Origin of the sequence: Paraburkholderia sp. A1RI-2L (assembly GCF_048957375.1) — a bacterium.
Lineage (GTDB): Bacteria > Pseudomonadota > Gammaproteobacteria > Burkholderiales > Burkholderiaceae > Paraburkholderia.
This window is the reverse complement of the sequence record NZ_JARBTA010000002.1, coordinates 1,540,952-1,560,673: the sequence shown is the minus strand read 5'-3', so window position 1 is coordinate 1,560,673 and position 19,722 is coordinate 1,540,952. Positions and strand designations below refer to the sequence as shown.

The following is a 19,722-nucleotide window of genomic DNA, read 5'->3' as shown; positions in this document are numbered from 1 at the left end:
CGCCGTCCGGACTTCGGCGTCGCTCGCCAGGCCAACCGACTGACCGGTTGTATGACGAATAAGGCAAGCCTCGCGACACGATGTTTTATATGCGGTTTGCGCAGGCTCGTGATGATCGGGAAACCGGAAAACGCACGATCGGACGGAATTTTCCGAACCGAAACACAGCGACCGGACGTAACTCGGCATAAACTGCCGCTGTTGCTATTCGAATGTGTCGATTCATGACTAAGAGAGAAACTTCCATGCCAGACCATACCCATTCGCACGACGGTCATTCCGACTCGTGTGGTTGCGATTTGCTGCACCTTCTCGACGGCGTGGATGAGTTCGCTCGTAACGTATTCCCGGGTGACAAGGAGCTGTTTCGCAGCCTTGCCAACTTCCAGGCGCCGCATACGCTTTTCATCACCTGCGCCGATTCGCGCGTCTCGCCCGAACTGATCACGCAAACGCGCCCCGGCGAGCTGTTCGTCTGCCGCAACATCGGCAATATCGTGCCGGCCTACGGGGAAATGCTCGGCGGTGTCTCGGCGGTCGTGGAATTCGCGGTGCTCGCGCTGAACGTGCGGCAGATCGTGCTGTGCGGCCACACCGACTGCGGCGCCATGAAGGGCCTCGCCGATGGCCCCGAGGCCGCGGCGGACATGCCCACGGTGCAAGCCTGGCTGCGCAACGCCGAAGCGGCGCGCAGCGTCGTGCAAACGCGCGGGCTGAACCCCGATCAAGTGGTGCAGGCGCTCGTGGAGGAAAACGTTCGCCTGCAGCTCACGCACCTGCGCACTCACCCTGCGGTTGCGGCCCGCGTGGCGCAAGGCAAGCTTCAGGTACAGGGCTGGGTGTACGACATCGGCCACGGCACGATTTCCATCTTCGACGACACCCACGGCCGCTTCGAATCGCTCGGCGCGGCGCGCGCCCGGATGCTCAAGGACACCACGGGCTGAACCGCCGAAACAGGTCATGCCGCGGCCCGGCAAGCACGGCCGCCTGATGTGCCAACAGGCGGCGACGAGCGGTCGAACTACTCCGGCACGCCGGCCCGAACCGTGAACTCCTGCTCGGCGCCCGCTTCGAACGCCTCGTCCTCGCGCGCATATGCGCCATGAAATTCCGCAGAAAGCGGCTCGACGGGATAGCCATCGCGCTCCCAGGCGTCGAGGCCGCCCTTGAGCGCGTGAGCGTGATGAATCTGCTTGCTACGCAGCCGGCTCACGATGCGCTTGGCCGTCGCCTCGTTCGGGCACACGCAATACACCACAATCGCGCGTGCGAGCAGTTCGGGCGCGAGCACCTCGGTCGAGTCCAGATCGAGCGGACGCGCGCCCGGAACGCGATAAGCCTCCCTCTCGCGCACGCTTTGGGGCCGTGCGTCGAACACGAGCGGCGGCAGCGGCGATTTCATCATCTCGTCGAGCTGCGCGGGCGAAATCCGGTGGGTAGCCAGCCAGCGGCGCAACTGCATGCGGCGCACCCAGCGATAAGCGAGAAATAGCAGGCCCGCCAGTGCGAGCACGTCGAAAATGGTCCAGCCGTTGGCGCGCACGAACATCGCGAAGCGGGCAATTTGTGTGTGCAAGGCCGCCCCGCCGATGAGCCATGTGCCGGCCCAAAGCGTTGCTCCCACGGCGTCCCAGATCAGGAAAAGACGCAGGTCCATTGACGTGGTGCCGAGCAGCGGCGCGGACATGAGTCCCAAGCCGGGCACGAACTTCGCCACCGCGAGGATGGGCGCGCCGTGGCGCTCGAACACATTGCGCGCCACACGAATCGTCGTATCGAGCGAAAGCGAAAAGCGGACGAGCGAATTGAGCAGGCGACGGCCGCGCATGCGGCCCGCCGTAAACCAGAGCGTATCGGCGAACAAGGTCGCGACGACCGCAGCCAGCAGCAGACTCGCATACGACGCTTCCTGTCCCGCCGCCATGGTGCCCGCCAGTATCAGCACCGGCGCAGCGGGAACCGGCGCGCCCAGCTGCGTCACGAGCACGCTGAGAAAAACCACCCCGGCACCGAAATCGGGCGGGATGGCGGTGGGAAGCGTCCACATATCGGGATTTCCTGCGCGAAGACGTTTTAATCCGAAAGCAAATTGATGTGCAGATGCAGCACGAAGTTGGAGATTACCCTAACCGGGTGCATTTTTGCTTGCCACCTTGCTTCGCGTCGCGCAACACACCATCTCGCCCACATCAACTCAGCGCCGCGGCGGTTGCAACAGCCGTGCGAGCGCACGAACGACTCATGCGGGAGCAGATCGCTCACCCGCCGGCCCCGCGGCGCGCGAGCAACGTGTGCGCCAACGGATCGCCGTACTGGAAGTAGTGCTCGTAATCGCCCAGAGTGCCGGCGGACATGTTCAACGCCACACGATGCGCAAATTTTTCCTGCACGCCATTCCAGACGCAGGAACCCAGATAGTTCGCGTGCAGCAGGTCGGGCATGAGCCGCCCCACTTCGAGCCGCAGGTCGCCCTCGGGCAACGTGCGGTCGGCCAGCAGCTTGAAGACGTTGGAGAGCAACGCCAGTTCGCGGCTAGTGAGAAGCATGCGCGACGTGAATGACCGTGAGTTGAAAAATGCCTGGATGGCTGCCGGGTCGGCCCGTTGCCGTTGTGTGCACAAACATCGGAGCAGCCGCGAACATCAGAGCGTATTTAGCGTTCCCGGCCCATTCAAGAAAACCCGTGCGTGCGCGCGACCGAAGCCGGGAAAGAAAAACGGGCGGCAAAAGCCGCCCGGGAAAACACACGCCGGTTGAGTTTTCACGTCACCGGAGCTTGCACACTACGCGATGAATCCAATCGCCGAATCCTCAATAAAGAGGACAAGACGCATACGAACATTCATCGCATGCGAGCTTCGATTCATTGAATCACGCGTGTCACGCCGCGTCCGCGCGGATCGGCGGCCGCCTCCGGCGTATCGCCGTCGATGCGGATCGCCTGGATGTCGCCGCTGAAGTCCTGACCCTTGAGCACGTAGCCCTTGGCCTCGACCTGCTTGGCGAGATCGCCGTCGATCGGATGGTACGGCTCCCAGAAGATCGTGTTGGGCGGCAGCAGTTGATGATGGAAGCGCATCGCGCCCACCGCGTCCTTCAACGGCATCTTGAAGTCGTAGATGTTGTTGATGACCTGGAAGATCGACGTGAAGATGCGCGAGCCGCCAGGCGTGCCGATCACGAGCGCCACCTTGCCGTCCCGGGTGAGGATCGTGGGACTCATCGACGAAAGCGGGCGCTTCTTCGGCGCAATCGCATTCGCATCGCTGCCCACCACGCCGAACATGTTCGGCACGCCCGGCTTGGCCGAGAAGTCGTCCATTTCGTCGTTCAACACGATGCCCGCGCCCGGCACCACCACGCCCGAGCCGAAGTAGCCGTTGATCGTATAGGTGTTCGACACGGCGTTACCCCACTTGTCGACCACCGAGAAGTGCGTCGTCTCCGCCTTTTCGGGCATCTTGTTGCCGTGCGCCGCGTCCGCTTTTTCCGGCATCGAGGTGCCGAGGCCAGGCTGCACGCCCTTGGTGTCCGACGGCTTGTCGGGGTTCACGTCGGCGGCGCGTTTGGCGAGATAGGCGTCGTCGGTCAACTGGGCAACCGGCACCTTGTAGAAGTCCGGGTCGCCGAGGTATTGCGCACGATCGGCGAACACGCGCTTTTCGATCTCCGCGATCAGATGGATGTATTGTGGCGAATTGAGCGGCACATCCTTGAACTGCGGCGCGAGCATCGCCTTCATCTTGAGCAGTTGGACGAGACCGACGCCGCCCGAGCTCGGAGGCGGCGCCGTGATCACCTCATAGCCGTTCCACCTGGCTTCCACCGGCTGACGCCAGACGGCCTTGTACTCCTGCAGGTCGCGCTTGGTGATGAGTCCGTGGCCCTTCATCGACGCCGCGATCAGGTCGGCGGTCTTGCCGTCGTAGAAGTCCTTCGCGCCCTGGGTCGCGATGCGCGTGAGCACGGCCGCAAGATCGGGCTGCCTGAAATTCGCGCCTTCTTTCATCTCGCCAAAGAACTGGTCGAAATTGGTCTTGCCGCCGAACTCCTTCGACGCCTCCTCGCGGCGCTTGGCCAGTTGCTCGTCGACGACGAAACCGTCGCGCGCGTACTTGATCGCGGGCTGCAGGACCTGCTTCCATTGCAGCTTGCCGAAGCGGCGCTGGGCCTCCCACATGCCCTCGACGGTGCCCGGCACGCCCACGGCGTCGTAGCCATAGAGGCTCTTGCCCTCGATCACATTGCCCTTGTCGTCGAGGTACATGTTGCGCGTGGCCGCCAGCGGCGCGCGCTCTCGATAGTCGAGAAAGTACGGCTTGCCGTTCACATACAGCGTCATGAATCCGCCGCCACCGATGTTGCCGGCTTCCGGGTACGTGACCGCCAGCGAGAAGGCAATCGCGACCGCCGCATCGACGGCATTGCCGCCTTCCTTGAAGATCTGTTCTGCGGCGTCGGCAGCGTACTTGTCGGCAACGGCCACCGCCGATGCGTTCAGTACGGCGGGACGCTGCTGCGTGTCCTTCGCAATGGCGGGCGTGGCTTCGAGAAAGCCCGCGGACAAGGCGGAAAGCGAAACGAGTGCGAGAGCAGCAGCGGAAATTTTCGTTCTATCGACCAGCTTCATTGAGTGACCTCCATGATTCGGTTCATCGAGCACCAACTTACGACCCGGTTTTTCATTCGACTTTCAGCCCGGATCCTGCGCTTATAGCACGCACAGAAAACGTTTGCGATCAGGCCATCCGCCGATAGCCATCCCCCGACAAGCAAAAGCGAAATCGGGCGAAAAAATCAGGTATTGCCGTGCCGCCCGCGCGCGAGCTCTTCGCCTGCGTTGGCGGGCAAGCGCATCGTCACCGGGATCGAAGCCACGGAAAAAAGCGCCACGACAAAGAACGCCGGCCAGAAGTCCGACCACACGATGGTCGAATGCCCCTGTATCCGATGCGAAATCTGCAGCACGATGCCCGCGATGGTCACGCCGAGCCCCAGCGAAACCTGCTGGATCACGCTGGCGACGCTGGTGGCGCGGCCAATGTCCCGGGTGGGAATGTCAGCGTAAGCGAGCGAGTTGAGGCCGCTGAACTGAAGCGAGGGAAACACGCCGCCCAACAGCACCACGAGCCAGATGAGCCAGACAGACGTGCCCGGCGTGAACAGCCCATAGACGGCAATGGACGCGCCCGTCAGCGCGGCGTTGACGATCAACGTGCGGCGAAAGCCAAAGCGGCCCAGCACACGCGAAACTACCGACTTCATGAAGATCGAGCCGAATGCCGACGCGCACGTGATGGCGCCTGAAACAAACGCTGTCATGCCGAGCCCTTCCTGCAGGGTGAGCGGCAACAGAAACGGTACGGCGCCCAGTCCGATGCGAAACAGCGACCCGCCAGCCACGCTCGCGTTAAAACTCGGGATGCGCAGAAATTTCAGATCGAGAACGGGCCGTTCGACGCGTTGCGCGTAGAGCCAGTAAGCGCCCAGCAGCAGCGCGCCGGCCACGCACATCGCCACGGCTTTCGCATTGGAAGCCAGTTCTCCGCCCACGAGCGAAAGGCCGAGCATGAAGAGCGAAGCACCGCCCGCGGAGAGGAGAAAGCCGATCCAGTCGAGGGGTCCGGGATGCTCCTCGTGCATGTTCGCGATGTGGCGGTTCGCAAGCCAGATGCCGAGCAGGCCAATCGGAATGTTGACGAAGAAAATCAGCCGCCAGTGCAGATACGTCGTGATGAAGCCACCGAGCGGCGGCCCCATCACGGGACCGAGCAAGGCAGGCACGGTGAGATAGTTGACGGCGCGAATGAAGTCCGATTTGGGCAGCGAGCGAAAGATGATGATGCGGCCCACGGGCACCATCATCGCGCCGCCGATACCCTGCACGAAACGTGCGGCCACGAACATCTCGAGCGACCTGGACGCGGCGCACAGCAGCGAGCCCGCCATGAAAATGCCGATGGCGGTGCGAAACACGTTGCGCGAGCCGAAGCGGTCGGCAACCCAGCCGCAAATGGGAATGAACACGCCCAATCCGATCACGTAACTCGTGACAGCAAGCTTGAGTGTGATGGGGCTTTGGCCGAGATCGCGGGCCATCGCGGGGAGCGATGTGACGATGACCGTCGCGTCCACGTTCTCCATGAACATCGAGCACGCGACGATGAGCGGAACGATGAAAGTGCCTAGGGCAAGGGGCATGGGCGGAAACGACAATCAGCGGGGCTGATGGCGTAAAGCTGCCATTATGGCACTGTGTTGCCAAAAACGGTGAGTCCGCAACAGATGAAGCGGCGCACAAAAACATGAAGCAGCGCGCCGGGAAAATCACGAGTGCCGTGCGGTGCATTACCGCATTCACGCGGCAACGCCCTTCACGGCCCCTGCATGGCGGAGACGAAAATGCAGCTCAGCCTGCCCTCAAAACGCCGCCTGCTTCACGCGGCTCACGGCCGGCGCCAATTGCGGCAGCACTTCTTCCGCAGCGCGTTTCACATCATTCGGGAAGTCGATTTCAATCCACGGCGCGCCGGTGACGTCCGCGGTTTCGAATTCGCTGCCGCGTTCGAGCAGCAAATCACGCAACGCTTCTTCGTGCGGCATGTTCGCACGACCCGTATCGACATAGCCTTCGACGATTTGCGCAAAGCGGCGCGCCGTCGCTTCGTTCAGGCGGAAGAAACCCACCGATTCACCAATCGTGTCGTACTTCAAACCGACTGCGAGCTGCTTGCGCAGTTCGACGGGCACGCCATCGCGCAGGCACAGCTTCACGGGTTCGTCGCCCGCCTCGAAGTCGCGGTCGATCAGCAGGCGGTTGGCCGGCGCCTCACCCGCCACGAGCGGCGCGAACACGCGCTCGTCGTAAAGCACGTCGGCGTCCATCAGCAACACGTCGCCGCCGCGCGTGAGCGCTTGCGCCGTGCGATGCACCGTGAGCACGCTGCCGAGATCGAAGCGCGGATTGAGCACCACCTCCACTTCATGCGGCCAGCCGATGCGCTTGATCTCGGCCTCGACCAGCTCCGGTTGAAAGCCGAGTGCGAGCACGACTTCGGTCACACCCGCCGACTCGAGCATCTGCAGATGGCGCTCGAGCAGCGTCAGGCCCTCGAATTGCAGCAGACATTTCGGAAACTGTTCTCCAGCGGGTTGCTGAAGGCGCAGGCCGAGACCTGCCGCGAGAATAATGGCGCGCATGCGTTCCTTGGGTGAAAAAAATCAATCGGCAACTTCGACAGCCGGCATGCTCACCGCACGCCGCCGCTGCCAGCTACGTTCGCTGATATGCAGGTAAAGCAGGCCCGGCAGGCCCAGTACGATTTCTCGCGCGCGCTTGGCGAGCGAGAGCGCGAGCGCCGCCTCGGGCGGCAGACCGACGAGCGGCGCGAGCAGCAGATACCCGCCCTCCTGCACGCCGAGCGAGCCGGGAATGGCGAAAGCCGCGCCGCGAATCGCCTGGCCGATGCTTTCGAGCAGCAGCGCATCGACCCAGCTAACGGGGTGACCGAGGAAATGCAGCGCGAGCCACACCTCCACGGTGCCGACGAGCCAGCCCACGAAGCTCAACGCGAAGCTGGCCGCCGCGCGGGAGCGATCGGCGTAGAGCGCCTTGACAGCGGCGTCGACGGCATCGGCTCGCGTGGCGAGCGCCGACCAGTCGCGCTTGCCGAACACCTTCGAAGCGAGGCGCAGCACGCGGCCGAACAAACCACGCCGTTGCGCGGCGTAAAAAAGGCCGATCAGGCCGGCGAGCACGCCGGTCGCGATCAGCGCGGCCATGCCGAGATTGCGCGGCGCGTCGTCCGCTGCGCAGACCGAAAAGAGCACGATGCCGAACACCGCGAAGACGATTTGCGCGAGCGCCTGCAGCGTCGTGCTCACCGTGATGGCCGCAGCTGCGTCGCGCATGGCCATGCCGCGCTGCGCAAGCTGACGCACCATGACGACCGGACCGCCGATCTGCCCTGCGGGCAGCAGACTGTTTACGGATTCGCCGCTCCAGCGCGCGAGCACCGCGTCGCGCCGGTCAACTTGCCCGCTCTTGCGAAACAGCACCGCGATCGCGCCGGCATCGAGCACGAGCGGCACGACGTGGAACGCGGCCACCAGCGCGAGCCCCCAGCCGGCCGCTGCGAGCGCGCCCGTCACCGAGCCGATGCCTTGCCATGCAAGCAGTGCGATGAAGAGTGCCGTGCCGACCGACAACAGCAAAATGGCAATGCGGCTCATACCGGGCCTCCGGCCTTGCCGCCGCCAGCGCGCGCGGACTGGAGCGCCTTGCGGAACACCTGGCGAAAACCGAAGTACGCGATGGCGTCCTTCATGTTCGAGATGAAACGCCGCCACGGGCGCATGTTCGGGTTCGTCACGTATTCGAACGTGAGCGACACGCGTACCTCGCCTTCGCGGCTGGGCGTCACGCGGTGGCGCAGCTTGTCGCCGTCAAACAGCACGAGCGCGCCTGGCGGATATTGCACGGCACCCGGCTCGTCGGGCTTGCTGTCGTCGCGCGTGTGCAGTTCGTAGTCGAGAATGCACGACGATTCGTCGATCACGCCGAACAGCACCGTATAGCGACGGCCGTCGTAATACGAGGTGTCGTAATGCCAGCCGATGTGATCGCCCGCGCGCGTGTAGTAATAGAGCGCGTAAGCATGCGGATCGTCTTCGGGAGAAAGCTGAAGCCGGTCCCCGGTGATTTTTTCGAGCCACGCGATGAGCTTCGGCGAGCGGTACAGCTCCGCGATATACGGCTGCAAGCGGTCGATCGTGTGACGGCTCACGCTGCCACCGGCCTTGTGGCCCGGGATGAAATTGCGATTGACCTCGGGCATGAGCGCGTTGGCGGCATCGATGAGCCGCTGCGTCGCGTCGCGAGGCAAGAAATCGGAGAGATAGAGGAACGAGCCCTGATTCACGTACTCGTCGCGCAGTTGCGCGGCGTCCAGCTTGCCCAGCGCCTGGCCGATTGCGGCATCAGGCAGTGACGCCAGTCCGGCTGCCGACGCGGCGGTCGGTGCACCAGCGAAACGCCCGGTGGACGCGACTTGTTCTTCTGCTTGCACACTCATCTGCTGATCCAGACCTGACGGGTTTCCTTGCCCGAGCTCACGCGGCGCGTGACGCGCCAGTAGTCGAGCACCACGTAGATGGCGAAAAGCGGCGCGCCGATAGAAGCGGCCACCACGAACGGCCCGACGATCCCGGTGAGCGTGACGAGCGGCAACAGATAGAGAACGTCCTCCGTTTCGAAGCCGCCGATGAACGCCTGCTGGGTGCCGGCCTTGCCCGCCATTTCCTCGATGCGCATGCGCAGGAAGAAGATCACGGCAACCGCCACGCCCGCGATCCCGCCAAGCACGACGGGCGGCACTCGCCATTCGGTCGCGGGGGCGGCGGTTGCGGCAGCCACGGCGCCGAGCCCGTAGCCCATGCCGAGAAACAACAGAACGGTCGTTACCGCGTCGGCGGCGAGATCGTAGAAATGGCCGATGCGGCTGGTCTTACCACTGATCCGCGCGAGCTCGCCATCCGTGTGATCAACGAAATTCGACAAGACAATCAAGAATGCGCCAATATTGACATTCAGGAAGTCGCCGCGCGCCAGATAGAAAGCCCCGACGAGGCCGATCAGCAAACGCAGCGTGGTCAGATGATTGGGCGTAACGCAGGTAGGCGCGAGCGGCGTCACGAGCCAGCGCGCCGCGCGCGCGTCCCATGTGCGCGGCTGCGGCACCGTTCGCGGAGCGGGTTTCGGGGCCGCACTGGGGGACGTGTTTGGGACCGCGTTTGTGGCCGCGTTTGTGGCCGCGTTTGTGGCCGCGTTTGTGGCAGGGTTTGTGGCCGCGTTTGGGACCACGTTTGGGACCACGTTTGGGACCGACTCGGCAGATTTGTCTTTTCCAGTCATAACCGCGAAATAATATACGGCTTCCAGAAAACTTGCAGATTTTCCGGCCGCGCAAGCGAAATTGAAAGGAACAATGAGACCACGTCGCCCGGGACTCGCAAGAGGGTCCCACAATGTGGCACCGGAAACGGCACCGCAAGCAAGTTCGCCCGAACCCGCGTACAGTGCAATCCGCTGTGTGCGCACCCCAGGCAACGCGTGGGGATGCCGGGCATCAGCGCGACTCACTCGCCAGAATTTCAATGAAACGTCTTACTGCTGCTTTTCTGCTTGGAACGCTGCCCTTCGTGCCTCTCGCAGGCCATGCCGCTGCACTCGACGATGGGCTGACCTGCAAGGAATCGGCGCACCAGTTCATCTCCGGGCTCATCGACCAGAAGCTGATCAACGCAAAGCCCATGAGGGTCGAAAGCAATTCGATCAACGCGTTCTGGCCCGCGAGCGGTCAGCACCTTACGGCCTATGGCTTCAGCGTGTTCGCGATCGTCGGCTTCCAGCAAGACGACCCGCTATTCCAGACCGGCAGCGGCAAGCCGATCGCGCGCTCGGCATATGGCGCGGTGGTCGTGGCCACTCAGGCCCGGGTGCAGGAAGCGCTCGACGCGGCCGGCAATACCGCTATCGTCCATCATGCCGGGCCGTTGCTGACCGCGATTTTCTGCCAGCAGGACTGAGCGCCCTCTCGCCGGCCCCTTATTGATTACCGTGTGATTGCGCCATCACGTCAATCGATACGGCCGAAGCCGCCTTCGACCCAAGACTCGGCTCGCGCCTTGGTCAGCTTGAAGGTGGGTGCGACACGCACCTGCGCGATCTGCTCGCCGAACACGTCGAGCGCCGTGAGCAGCGCGTAGGGTTCGTATTCGTCGGGCACGATATCGAGAGTCACGTCGATGTCGCCGTCGTCGGTCTGCACACCCAGGCGCTTGTGCAGCATCGCATGCAATTGCTGCTCGTGGCGGCGCAACACCTCGGATGCCGTTTTCACCAGCGTGTTGAACGCCGACGTGTCGAGCGGCTTCGGATTCTTCTTGTCGCGGCCCATGGTCCAGGGACCAACCAGTGCGGGCTCGGGCTCGCCATCCTTGATCATTTCGACGGCCCAGCCGTCATCGTCCTCATTCTTGATGACACGCGCCATCCAGCCGTCCTTGTGCCACAAGCGCGGGTCCTGGACCACTTCGGACGAGCCGGCATCCGGATCGTGCAAGGTGTCCCCGGAGGGATCGGCGGGAGAGACAGCGGGCGAAGAATCGGTCATGGCGGTTTCCATCGGGTTCTGCGGAAGCTGCCCGTTGCATCGCGGGCAGGGGCAAGATTTTAACCGCAAGCGTCCGGCCAGCGGCCATGCTCCCTTCCCGCGCCATTGTTCGGTTCGCCGTGAATTTGCCCGATTTCAAATAGCGCAGTCCTTTAGCGCATGCACCCGAAAATGGCCGCGACCTGTGCGCGCCAAAACGCGGCAATAGACTTTCATCGTTTTTCGCAACACTATTTTTCGCGCGTCAAATCGAACTGAAAATATTTCAATATCAACGGGCCCAAAAAAAACGCGGCCCGGAGGCCGCGTGAAACAGATGAAAAAGACCACCCTTGGTCGAGGGCTGGGTGCAATTGTATCGCCCACATCTCTTTCAATAGAGACCCCGATTTGGAACAGTACCTTGCACAAATCGATTGAAATATCTCGTAATAAACGTCATGATAGCGCTCAATCCCGACCGATAAGCCACCTACGGCGTCGCGCCCACACAACATAATCTCAAATGGCGCATTTTGTCGCCTCGTCCATTTATCCAGAAAAATCGTTTCAGCGCAGCAACTTACAAATAGCAAACTCGCTATTACGATTTTGAAAATGTATTGTTGCGCCGCACAGAACAAAACATCCAGATTGCCGGAATAAACTTCGCTGCGAATCTTCAGACCATAGGAACACCACAGCACCCGTTCCCCTTGAGATTCCCAAGTACAGTCCGGAGTTAAAAGCATGAAAAAAACCTTTATCGTCGCAGGCATTCTCGGTGCATTTGCAATGAGCGCACATGCACAAAGCAGCGTAACCCTTTATGGCTCACTGGATGCCGGCCTCCTCTATGCGAACAACGCTGGTGGCCACAGCCAGTGGGCGCAGGGCACCGGGGCGTTGTCGCACAACTACTTCGGCCTCAAAGGCGCTGAAGACCTTGGCGGCGGCATGAAGGCGATCTTCACGTTGGAGAGCGGCTTCAACCTCAATAACGGCGGCTACCAGAACGGCGACAATGGCTTCAACCGTCAAGCCTTCGTCGGCCTGCAGAGCGACAAGTACGGCACGCTGACTCTCGGCCGCCAGTACGACTCGATGAACCAGTACCTCGCGCCGCTTTCGGAAGCGGGCATGGGCTACGGCAACAACCTGGCCGGCCACCCGTTCGACAACGATAACTTCGCGCAGTCGTTCTCGATCAAGAATGCGGTCAAGTACTCGAGCGCGAATTACGCGGGCTTCCAGTTCGGCGGCATGTACGGCTTTTCGAATGAGGCCGGCGGCTTCTCCAACAGCCGCGCATGGAGCGCAGGCGCATCGTACAACCGCGGCCCGCTCAATCTTGCTGCTGGCTACCTGCAGTTGAACAACTCGGGCACCTATAGCGGCAACGCCAATGGCGCAGCCTCGGCTGACCAGAACATCTCGGCCCGCTCGCAACGCAGCTTCGGCGCCGGTGCGAACTATACGTACGGCGCGGCGCAGTTCGGTTTTGTGTATTCGCACTCGCAGATCGACGGTCTGCAAAGCCTCGGCAGCGGCGGCATGAATATCGCTGGCGTCAGCGGCCTGAACCTGCACCTCAACAACTACGAAATCAACGGTTCCTACCACTTTACGCCGGCGCTCTCGGTCATGGGTTCGTACACATTCACTGACGGCACCGTGACCGGCACCGGCGCTGGCGATCAGCGTCCCAAGTGGCACACCGTCATGGTCGGCACCGACTACTCGCTCAGCAAGCGCACCGACGTCTATCTCGCCGGCGTGTACCAGCACGCATCGGGTTCGCTCGGCATGCAGAACGGCGTGCCGATCGCCAACGTCGCGGCAATCAACACGCTGTCGCCTTCGTCGACGGGCAACCAGGTTGCCGCAACGATCGGTCTGCGTCACCGCTTCTAAAACGGACCGGCTTGCGCCTCGCAGCGCAAGCCTTCGGGCAGGCCGCGAGGTTCGCCGCTCTGCCCGCTTTCTACCCAACGCACATGCGGCACAACCGCATGTGCGTTTTTTGTTTCGCTTCGTTCATGCGGATTGTTGCGCTGTCTTCGCCCGACTCGTTCCCTGGGCCTTGCTCCGAATTTTTCTCGCGCATTTTCTCAATTTCGTATTGGCAACTTTCGTAGTGCTATCGCGGCTAGCTCGCACGCCAGGTTCGCCGTGTTGCATCTTCTTACTTTTGCGTGAACCTGCACTGTCAGACCTGTGCGTATACTCATCTACACGTCCGCCGCAGCGCATCGCGCTGCTTTTTCCCTGCATTCGCTACGACGCCCATGAATATGTTCACGCAACGTCTTGCCGCCGCCTTGCCGCTCGCACTCGTCGCCGCGTGCGGATCGTCGCCGCCCGGCACCAGCTCGGACAATGGCGCAATGGTCTACGCATCCTCGGCACGCTCGCCTTCGTCAATCGCGAGTTGCCTCAGAAGCCATCTGTCGCACACGCATGAATCGCACTCGGGCAGCGCCACCGAACTCGCGATTGGCTCGAGTTCGAACGCCTCATACTTCGTCTCACTCACGCCGAACGGCAGCGGATCGGTAATTCGCGTGACGCACGGAGCGTCCAGCTCGAACGATCCGCCCGAGGAAAATCTGCGCTTCGCCGTGGCGCGCTGCGCAACCTGAGTTATCAAACGACGGTCTCGATCGGCGCGCGGTGAATTCCTCGTGTACCCCCTGTCACGAAGCCGTCGCATCTGCGAAGATTGCGCCCTCTTTCGACTTTGCACTCACACTGCTTCATGGCATCAGGGACCGCACATCACGCCACCGGCTGGGCTGCCGGCGTTATCGCCGCTGCAATCGTCACGCACGCCGGAGCGGACAGCCCATGGCATCTCTATGCCGCACTAGCGTTCGTTGCGGGCGTGGCCGGCGGCACCGCGCCCGACTGGCTGGAGGTTGCATGGTGGAGCAAGAAGCGCCGGCTCTGGATTACCCATCGGACCTTCACGCATTGGGGCGTGGGCTGGATTGCCCTGCTTTGGTGGTCGTATCGCGAACTCGGGCATCTGCCCGTTGCCGCACCGGCATTCGGCTTCGCGTGCGGCGGTCTGATCCATTTGTTCGCGGACTGGCCGAATCCTCTCGGCGTGCCGTGGATCGTGCAGCGCCACTCGTTGAATTTGTGGCGCAGCGGCCGATGTGATCTGATCGTTGTCGCGGCCTCGTGGGTTGCCGCGTGGTTCTTCGCCGTGCATGGCGTGCCGCATGGCTGGTCGCTCGAGCCGCTACGCCGGCTCGCCTGACGCTTGCAAGCTCGCAACGGTCGCCTTGATTGACTGACTGCGCAGCAGATCTGCGGTGCGCACGCGATACACAGTTTCATCTGCAATCCAAATCAAATGAGCGCGCCGCCCGACGGCTGTCCGGCCGTGCCTGGTGCGGAGAACAGGATCGCGCGCAGGGCCCGTTCGCGGTTGGCGTTGTTACCGCCGGGTTCAAGAAACGCACGTCCAAAGCGCTATTTGAATTTCCTATCGGAAACCTCGGATACGCAGCGCGGTTTCCGGACGGAAAAATAACGCCGCTGCCCGACCAAGCCCTTTCACGACCCTTCGACGCATTCGTCGCGCCCCACCCTTCGACCGATGATCAGCCCTGCGTCATACGCGGATTCCAGCGCGCGGCCAACGGCTTCCGCACTGACCAGATGGCAGTCCACAGTTTGCTTGCCGGTCAACTCGAAGCGCTCGATGCCGAGCGTTCTACGCGAAATGGCCAACAGCAGTTCGAGACGTTCGTCGCGCATTTTCTTCTCCAAACTTGATCTATATCGTCCAATCAAATAGCAAGGATCGCCATACGATTCGCCGCGTGACCACGCGACGCTGATCGAGACTCCAATCAAAATTCTTACTGTATTGAAAGACCTTTTCCACGACGACAAGATCCATGGCAATCTTTAAAGATGGTCAATTCGGTTCCCTGAGTAGCGCGAATCGAAACCATACGATCTGTCGAACCCGCGTGCCGCCGATAGTCAGATTGCAAACGTTAGTCATCCGGCCGATGTTTCCTAAAGGCGACGGTTTGCTATGATCGGAAACGTGTCAGAACACCCGATCCTGCTCGTCACCACTCATGGACTCCACGCTCACGCAATCAGCGGCTTCGTCGACCGCAGACCTCGGCCGCCGCGTCCGCGCTGCCCGCCTCGTTCTCGACCTGACGCTCGAACACGCGAGCCAAGCGTGCGGCGTGTCGCGCTCGACGCTCTCCAAAATCGAAAATGGGCTGATGTCGCCCACCTTCGACGTGCTGCAGAAGATCGTTGCCGGCCTGAAAATCGACTTGGGCGAGTTATTCGGCTCGACGCCGAAGCTCGACTTCGGCGGCCGCCGCGCACTGACGCGGCGCGGCGCAGGCAAGCCGCACGCGTATCGCGGCTACGAGATGGAGTTGCTCGCCACCGAGCTTGCGCACAAGGCCATGCTGCCGTTTCTCGTGCGCGTAACGGCCCATTCGGCGGACGCATTCGAAGACTGGGGACGGCACGAAGGCGAAGAATTCATCTATGTGATCAGCGGCAGCGTATGTCTGCACACCGAGCTCTACACCCCACACATCTCGAGGCCGGCGACAGCCTCTACTTCGACAGCCGCACCGGCCACTTTGCCGTTTCCACCAGCAAGGAAGACGCGCTCGTGCTCTGGATGTCGACGGGCGCCACGGTGCCCGGCGCACTCGAAGCCGCCGAAGCCACGGAAGCGGCCCCGCCGCCCAGCAAGCCGCCCCGTTCCAAAAAGAAACTTCCTGCAACCTGAGGCACGAACGCTTTATTTGCCTTTGGCACCGCCCGAGCGCCCCTTGCCTCCGGTGACGGCGGCCGCGTGCGAGCGTTGGCGCCCGCGCCGCACCGCCGGGGTGGTATGCGCTGCCGCATTGCGTTCGCGCGCGGCTTCCCTCACTGCGTCTATCAATGCTCGGCCCGCGGCCGTCGGTTGGGTGTCGGTGCGCTGGATCAGCCCGACGGGCTCCTCGCCGCCCGCGCTTGGCACCGGCAGACGCACCAGCGTCCCCTCGCGCAGATCGTATTCGACTGCCCCAGATGGCACGAACCAGACTGCCTCGTTTTCGAGTGCAAGGGCGCGCCCCACCGAGACCGACAATAATTCGACGAACGAGGTAAGCGGAGGTGCGCCCCACGCCGCCAGCAGACTGTCCGCGGCCTGACGAATCAGCGTTCCGAACGGCGGCAGCACGAGCGGAAACTGCGTGGGAAACGGCGCAAGCAGCGGCGCCGATCCAACCTCCTGCGCGAGCGGATGACCCGAGCGCACGACCACCGCCAGCGGTTCGTTATAAAGCTGCTCGAAGCTCAGTCCCACCATGCGCTCCGGATCCGCAAGACGGCCGACCGCGAAACTGATCGCACCTGCTTTGAGTCGCTCGAGCAACTCTGCGTTGGCAGCCGTCATGAGCCGCACGCTCACGCGCGGCCACTCGCTGCCGAAGCGCCGCAACGCGGCAGGCACGAGTGCGGTCGCCACGGTCGGCAACACTCCGATATCGAGCGTTGCCGCCACCACGCCCTCTTCGCGTGCCAGCAGCGCAACCCCCTGGCGCAGCGCGCTCACGCATGCGCTCGCGTGCGGCATGAAAAGCTGGCCCTCCCGCGTGGGCACCGCCCCGTGACGGCCGCGTTCGAACAGCCTCACGCCGAGCGCCGATTCCAGTTCGGCGATCGTCTTGGACACCGCAGGTTGCGTAATCGAAAGGCTCTCAGCCGCCTGCTGCACGCTGCCGAACTGCGCAACCGCGAGAAAGCACTGAAGGTGACGAAATTTGACGCGCGAGTCCGCAAGCCGGTTTTGCATAACGATTGGTTATACGAGACGCGAGAAAACGTCATTTTGCATAACTTTTCGCCTTGGATAAAGTGGCTGCATGCGCGCGCTGCGACCGTCCGCCGCGTTTCGCACCCTCTTACCACCATCCTGCCAGGAGACACCCCATGGATGAGTCCTTCCTGTCGCCGCGCGACTTCGACTCGCATCCGGCGTATGTCTATCCGCCGTACCGCTCGTCGGTCAAGCGCGGCCCGACCTTGCCGCTGATTCCACTAAAGGAAAAATTGCGCAATCTGCATGCGCCTGTGTACGGCGCGGAAGATCTCGGCGCGCTCGATCACGATCTCACGCGCAATGCGGCGCGTAACGGCGCACCGCTAGGCGAGCGCATCATCGTCACGGGCCGCGTGCTGGACGACGGCGGCAAGCCGGTGCGCAACTCGCTCGTGGAAATCTGGCAGGCCAACGCTGCGGGACGCTATGTTCACAAGCAGGACCAGCACGATGCGCCGCTCGATCCGAATTTTCTGGGCGCGGGACGCTGCCTGACCGACGACGAAGGCCGCTATCGCTTTCTCACGATCAAGCCGGGCGCATACCCGTGGGGCAACCACCCCAATGCGTGGCGGCCGAATCACATTCACTTCTCGCTATTCGGCGATTACTTCGGCTCGCGCCTCGTCACGCAAATGTATTTTCCCGGAGACCCGCTGCTCGCCTACGACCCGATTTTCCAGGGCACGCCCGAGCAGGCGCGCGATCGCATGATCTCGCGCTTCTCGCTCGACACCACCGAAGAAGGCTTTGCACTCGGCTACGAATTCGACATCGTGCTGCGCGGCCCGAACCAGACTCCCATGGAGCGTTGATCATGGCACTCAAGGAAACGCCTTCGCAAACCGTCGGCCCGTACTTCGCCTACGGGCTATGCCCGCAGCAATACGACTTCGACTTCAAGAGCCTCTTCACGCCCGAGATGGCCGGCCCGCAAACACCCGGCGAGCACATCACGCTGATGGGCCGCGTGATCGACGGCGACGGCAAGCCGGTCTTCGATGCCATGCTGGAGTTCTCGCAAGTCGATGCCAGCGGCCAATATCCCGCGTCGCGCGCGCAGGTGGCCGAAACCGGCTTTCGCGGCTTCGCGCGGGTGGGCACCGGCACGGACCCCGAGCAGCGCTTCATCGTACGCACGGTAAAGCCGGGACGCGAGCAACCGGACGAAGCCCCGCACATCAACGTGATCGTCATGATGCGCGGCATGCTCACGCACACGTTCACACGGCTCTATTTCGACGACGAGGCCGCCGTGAATGCCGCTGATCCGGTGCTCGCCTCGGTACCCGAAGCGCGTCGCCACACCCTGGTCGCGCGGCGCACCGAGCAGTCTGGCAATATCGTCTATCACTTCGATATCTGCATGCAGGGCGAACGCGAAACGGTGTTCTTCGATCTGTGACCTGAAATCCGTCGCGCACTTTCATGCGGCTTTCACGGACGCCTCAAAAAATCGCAGCGGCTGCGATTTGATCGCGGAACTCCGAGTCGTACCTTGAAGAAGCCTGCCTCGAGCAGGCTTCTTTTTTGCAGCGCGTCAGCCGAGCGGGCGCACGCCGATCAGCACGCCATGGAGCCAGAAAGCGAATACGGCCCACGCGGCGAGTCCACTCACGACGACCAGCATGTCGCGTGCAAACGTGCCCTGCGCGCGTAAGACGCCAGCCTCGCGATCGCGCCGCCGGTCTGCACGCAGTTTGATCAGCGCCCAAACCAGCAGTGCGCCAAACAGGACGATGGCGTGCAGCGTGCCGTTGGCAAGCAGATGCGCGAACGCCCAGAGCGCCACGCCGCTCAAAAAGGGCTGGCCCAGCGCACGCTTGAGGTGATTGCCCGGCACGCAGGCGGCCGCAATCATCACGAAGGCAATCGCGGTAAGCAATGCGGTGACGTGCGCGATTCCGAACGGCGGGAGCCAGACCGGCACGGGATAGCGCCGTGCAAGGCCGTAGCCCCGGACGATGAACACGACGCCGAGAATCGACAACAGCCCGAAGCAAGTGCGCCACACAGGCATGCCGAACCGCTCGATCTGCACCTCGCGCCATGGTGCAGCCACGACACGAATCAAATGCATGGCGATGAAAATTGCCAGCCCCAACACCAGCAACGCCATATTCGCCCCCCTGAATGCGGCACTAGCGCAATGGCCGGCATTGTTGCGCAACGTCATGGCGCGGCCAATCGGCAAGAGCAACAACCTGCCGATGAATATGCGCTTAAACGGCTTATGGTCAAACCGGAACGGGCGGATACGAAGCGCCATTGATTAAATGGCAATATCCACCAAAAGGTATTTTTAAAACGATACTGAAATATTGCCAGAACCGGCAAAACCACCAGACAGCCTGCCGCGCAACACCTCGCCACTAGCAGCGGAAATGCTCTATGTCCTGCCCCGCATGCTTGTAACGCAACAACCAGGACGGCATGTCGCCTTCCCCATTCCAGGTATTGCCGTATGCATCACGGTACATCGGCTGCCGTTCACTTTCGGCAATGGATAATTCAAGATCTTCGAGCGTAATGTCGTACTCTTCCATGCGGCGTTTAATCCACAGGATGAGCCGTTCGCGCGCCTCACCGTCGAGGTCGAACATCGGATAATTCCTCTCGCATCGCAAGAACCAGGCGTCGATCGATATCGATTCGTCTGCCCTGAAAAGACGAAGGCTTCGCCAGTTGCCGCGAAGCCCTGCT

At 62.3% G+C, this 19,722-nt stretch carries 22 protein-coding genes and 1 pseudogene; 9 read left to right on the top strand and 14 right to left on the bottom strand.

Features of this window, described 5'->3' with window-relative positions; translation table 11 throughout:
* Positions 1–245 precede the first annotated feature (245 nt).
* Positions 246–947, top strand: a complete 702-nt coding sequence (locus PWP93_RS21975) for a carbonic anhydrase (protein WP_421026958.1) — start codon at positions 246–248, stop codon at positions 945–947.
* Positions 948–1,024: 77 nt separating this feature from the next.
* Here the strand turns inward: PWP93_RS21975 and PWP93_RS21970 are convergent, their stop codons facing one another.
* The 8 genes from PWP93_RS21970 to PWP93_RS21935 form a co-directional block, all read right to left on the bottom strand.
* Positions 1,025–2,050 carry a VTT domain-containing protein gene (locus tag PWP93_RS21970; protein WP_421026957.1) on the bottom strand — a complete coding sequence of 342 codons (1,026 nt, stop codon included), beginning with the start codon at positions 2,048–2,050 and terminating at the stop codon, positions 1,025–1,027.
* 211 nt (positions 2,051–2,261) lie between these two features.
* A complete protein-coding gene (locus tag PWP93_RS21965; RefSeq protein ID WP_421045925.1) occupies positions 2,262–2,549 on the bottom strand; it encodes a hypothetical protein in 288 nt (95 codons plus the stop codon).
* Positions 2,550–2,866: 317 nt separating this feature from the next.
* The gene (ggt, locus tag PWP93_RS21960; protein ID WP_421045924.1) at positions 2,867–4,633 is read right to left on the bottom strand and encodes a gamma-glutamyltransferase; all 1,767 of its coding nucleotides are present in this window, start codon (positions 4,631–4,633) and stop codon (positions 2,867–2,869) included.
* A 167-nt stretch (positions 4,634–4,800) separates the two neighbouring features.
* The gene (locus PWP93_RS21955) at positions 4,801–6,204 is read right to left on the bottom strand and encodes an MFS transporter (RefSeq protein ID WP_421045923.1); all 1,404 of its coding nucleotides are present in this window, start codon (positions 6,202–6,204) and stop codon (positions 4,801–4,803) included.
* 219 nt (positions 6,205–6,423) lie between these two features.
* Positions 6,424–7,203: an NTP transferase domain-containing protein gene (locus PWP93_RS21950; protein WP_421045922.1), complete on the bottom strand. Its 780-nt coding sequence runs from the start codon at positions 7,201–7,203 to the stop codon at positions 6,424–6,426.
* Between the two features lie 21 nt (positions 7,204–7,224).
* Positions 7,225–8,235 (bottom strand): flippase-like domain-containing protein, encoded by a 1,011-nt coding sequence (locus PWP93_RS21945; RefSeq protein WP_421045921.1) that lies wholly within the window; start codon positions 8,233–8,235, stop codon positions 7,225–7,227.
* The gene (locus PWP93_RS21940; RefSeq protein WP_421045920.1) at positions 8,232–9,077 is read right to left on the bottom strand and encodes a HalD/BesD family halogenase; all 846 of its coding nucleotides are present in this window, start codon (positions 9,075–9,077) and stop codon (positions 8,232–8,234) included. The genes PWP93_RS21945 and PWP93_RS21940 overlap by 4 nt, the downstream gene beginning before the upstream one ends.
* A complete protein-coding gene (locus tag PWP93_RS21935) occupies positions 9,074–9,742 on the bottom strand; it encodes a CDP-alcohol phosphatidyltransferase family protein (RefSeq protein ID WP_421045919.1) in 669 nt (222 codons plus the stop codon). The genes PWP93_RS21940 and PWP93_RS21935 overlap by 4 nt, the downstream gene beginning before the upstream one ends.
* 416 nt (positions 9,743–10,158) lie before the next feature.
* Here PWP93_RS21935 and PWP93_RS21930 point away from each other — a divergent pair, with 416 nt between their 5' ends.
* On the top strand, positions 10,159–10,590 hold the full coding sequence (locus PWP93_RS21930) for a hypothetical protein (RefSeq protein WP_421026949.1): 432 nt from the start codon (positions 10,159–10,161) through the stop codon (positions 10,588–10,590).
* Between the two features lie 50 nt (positions 10,591–10,640).
* Here PWP93_RS21930 and PWP93_RS21925 read toward each other — a convergent pair whose 3' ends face one another.
* Positions 10,641–11,177 (bottom strand): hypothetical protein, encoded by a 537-nt coding sequence (locus tag PWP93_RS21925; RefSeq protein ID WP_421045918.1) that lies wholly within the window; start codon positions 11,175–11,177, stop codon positions 10,641–10,643.
* A gap of 230 nt (positions 11,178–11,407) precedes the next feature.
* Positions 11,408–11,908 carry a hypothetical protein gene (locus PWP93_RS21920; protein WP_421045917.1) on the bottom strand — a complete coding sequence of 167 codons (501 nt, stop codon included), beginning with the start codon at positions 11,906–11,908 and terminating at the stop codon, positions 11,408–11,410.
* Here PWP93_RS21920 and PWP93_RS21915 point away from each other — a divergent pair.
* The 3 genes from PWP93_RS21915 to PWP93_RS21905 all read left to right on the top strand — a co-directional run bounded on the left by PWP93_RS21915 (position 11,907) and on the right by PWP93_RS21905 (position 14,421).
* Positions 11,907–13,070 (top strand): porin, encoded by a 1,164-nt coding sequence (locus PWP93_RS21915; RefSeq protein WP_421045916.1) that lies wholly within the window; start codon positions 11,907–11,909, stop codon positions 13,068–13,070. The genes PWP93_RS21920 and PWP93_RS21915 overlap by 2 nt on opposite strands.
* A gap of 374 nt (positions 13,071–13,444) precedes the next feature.
* Positions 13,445–13,798, top strand: coding sequence for a sugar ABC transporter ATPase (locus tag PWP93_RS21910; protein ID WP_421045915.1), 354 nt, complete (start codon positions 13,445–13,447; stop codon positions 13,796–13,798).
* 116 nt (positions 13,799–13,914) lie between these two features.
* Positions 13,915–14,421, top strand: a complete 507-nt coding sequence (locus PWP93_RS21905; RefSeq protein ID WP_421026944.1) for a metal-dependent hydrolase — start codon at positions 13,915–13,917, stop codon at positions 14,419–14,421.
* 299 nt (positions 14,422–14,720) lie between these two features.
* Here PWP93_RS21905 and PWP93_RS21900 read toward each other — a convergent pair whose 3' ends face one another.
* Positions 14,721–14,924 carry a DUF6900 domain-containing protein gene (locus PWP93_RS21900; protein WP_421026943.1) on the bottom strand — a complete coding sequence of 68 codons (204 nt, stop codon included), beginning with the start codon at positions 14,922–14,924 and terminating at the stop codon, positions 14,721–14,723.
* Between the two features lie 332 nt (positions 14,925–15,256).
* On the opposite strand from PWP93_RS21900, the pseudogene PWP93_RS21895 reads away from it, so the two are divergent.
* Positions 15,257–15,939, top strand: a pseudogene (locus tag PWP93_RS21895) (helix-turn-helix domain-containing protein).
* Between the two features lie 12 nt (positions 15,940–15,951).
* Here the strand turns inward: PWP93_RS21895 and pcaQ are convergent.
* On the bottom strand, positions 15,952–16,992 hold the full coding sequence (gene pcaQ / locus PWP93_RS21890) for a pca operon transcription factor PcaQ (protein WP_421045914.1): 1,041 nt from the start codon (positions 16,990–16,992) through the stop codon (positions 15,952–15,954).
* 137 nt (positions 16,993–17,129) lie between these two features.
* Here pcaQ and pcaH point away from each other — a divergent pair, with 137 nt between their 5' ends.
* Together pcaH and pcaG are read left to right on the top strand one after the other, a co-directional pair.
* Positions 17,130–17,834: a protocatechuate 3,4-dioxygenase subunit beta gene (gene pcaH / locus PWP93_RS21885; protein ID WP_035533867.1), complete on the top strand. Its 705-nt coding sequence runs from the start codon at positions 17,130–17,132 to the stop codon at positions 17,832–17,834.
* Positions 17,834–18,424, top strand: coding sequence for a protocatechuate 3,4-dioxygenase subunit alpha (gene pcaG, locus PWP93_RS21880; RefSeq protein WP_421046158.1), 591 nt, complete (start codon positions 17,834–17,836; stop codon positions 18,422–18,424). Before pcaH ends, pcaG begins: the two co-directional genes overlap by 1 nt.
* Before the next feature lie 135 nt (positions 18,425–18,559).
* Here pcaG and PWP93_RS21875 read toward each other — a convergent pair whose 3' ends face one another.
* Positions 18,560–19,138, bottom strand: coding sequence for an NnrU family protein (locus tag PWP93_RS21875; RefSeq protein ID WP_421045913.1), 579 nt, complete (start codon positions 19,136–19,138; stop codon positions 18,560–18,562).
* Between PWP93_RS21875 and PWP93_RS21870 the strand changes: the two genes are divergently transcribed.
* Positions 19,098–19,295 (top strand): hypothetical protein, encoded by a 198-nt coding sequence (locus PWP93_RS21870; RefSeq protein WP_421046172.1) that lies wholly within the window; start codon positions 19,098–19,100, stop codon positions 19,293–19,295. The two genes, PWP93_RS21875 and PWP93_RS21870, sit on opposite strands and share 41 nt — an antisense overlap.
* A 96-nt stretch (positions 19,296–19,391) precedes the next feature.
* Here PWP93_RS21870 and PWP93_RS21865 read toward each other — a convergent pair whose 3' ends face one another.
* On the bottom strand, positions 19,392–19,622 hold the full coding sequence (locus tag PWP93_RS21865) for an H-NS family nucleoid-associated regulatory protein (protein ID WP_035533873.1): 231 nt from the start codon (positions 19,620–19,622) through the stop codon (positions 19,392–19,394).
* Between the last annotated feature and the right edge of the window lie 100 nt (positions 19,623–19,722).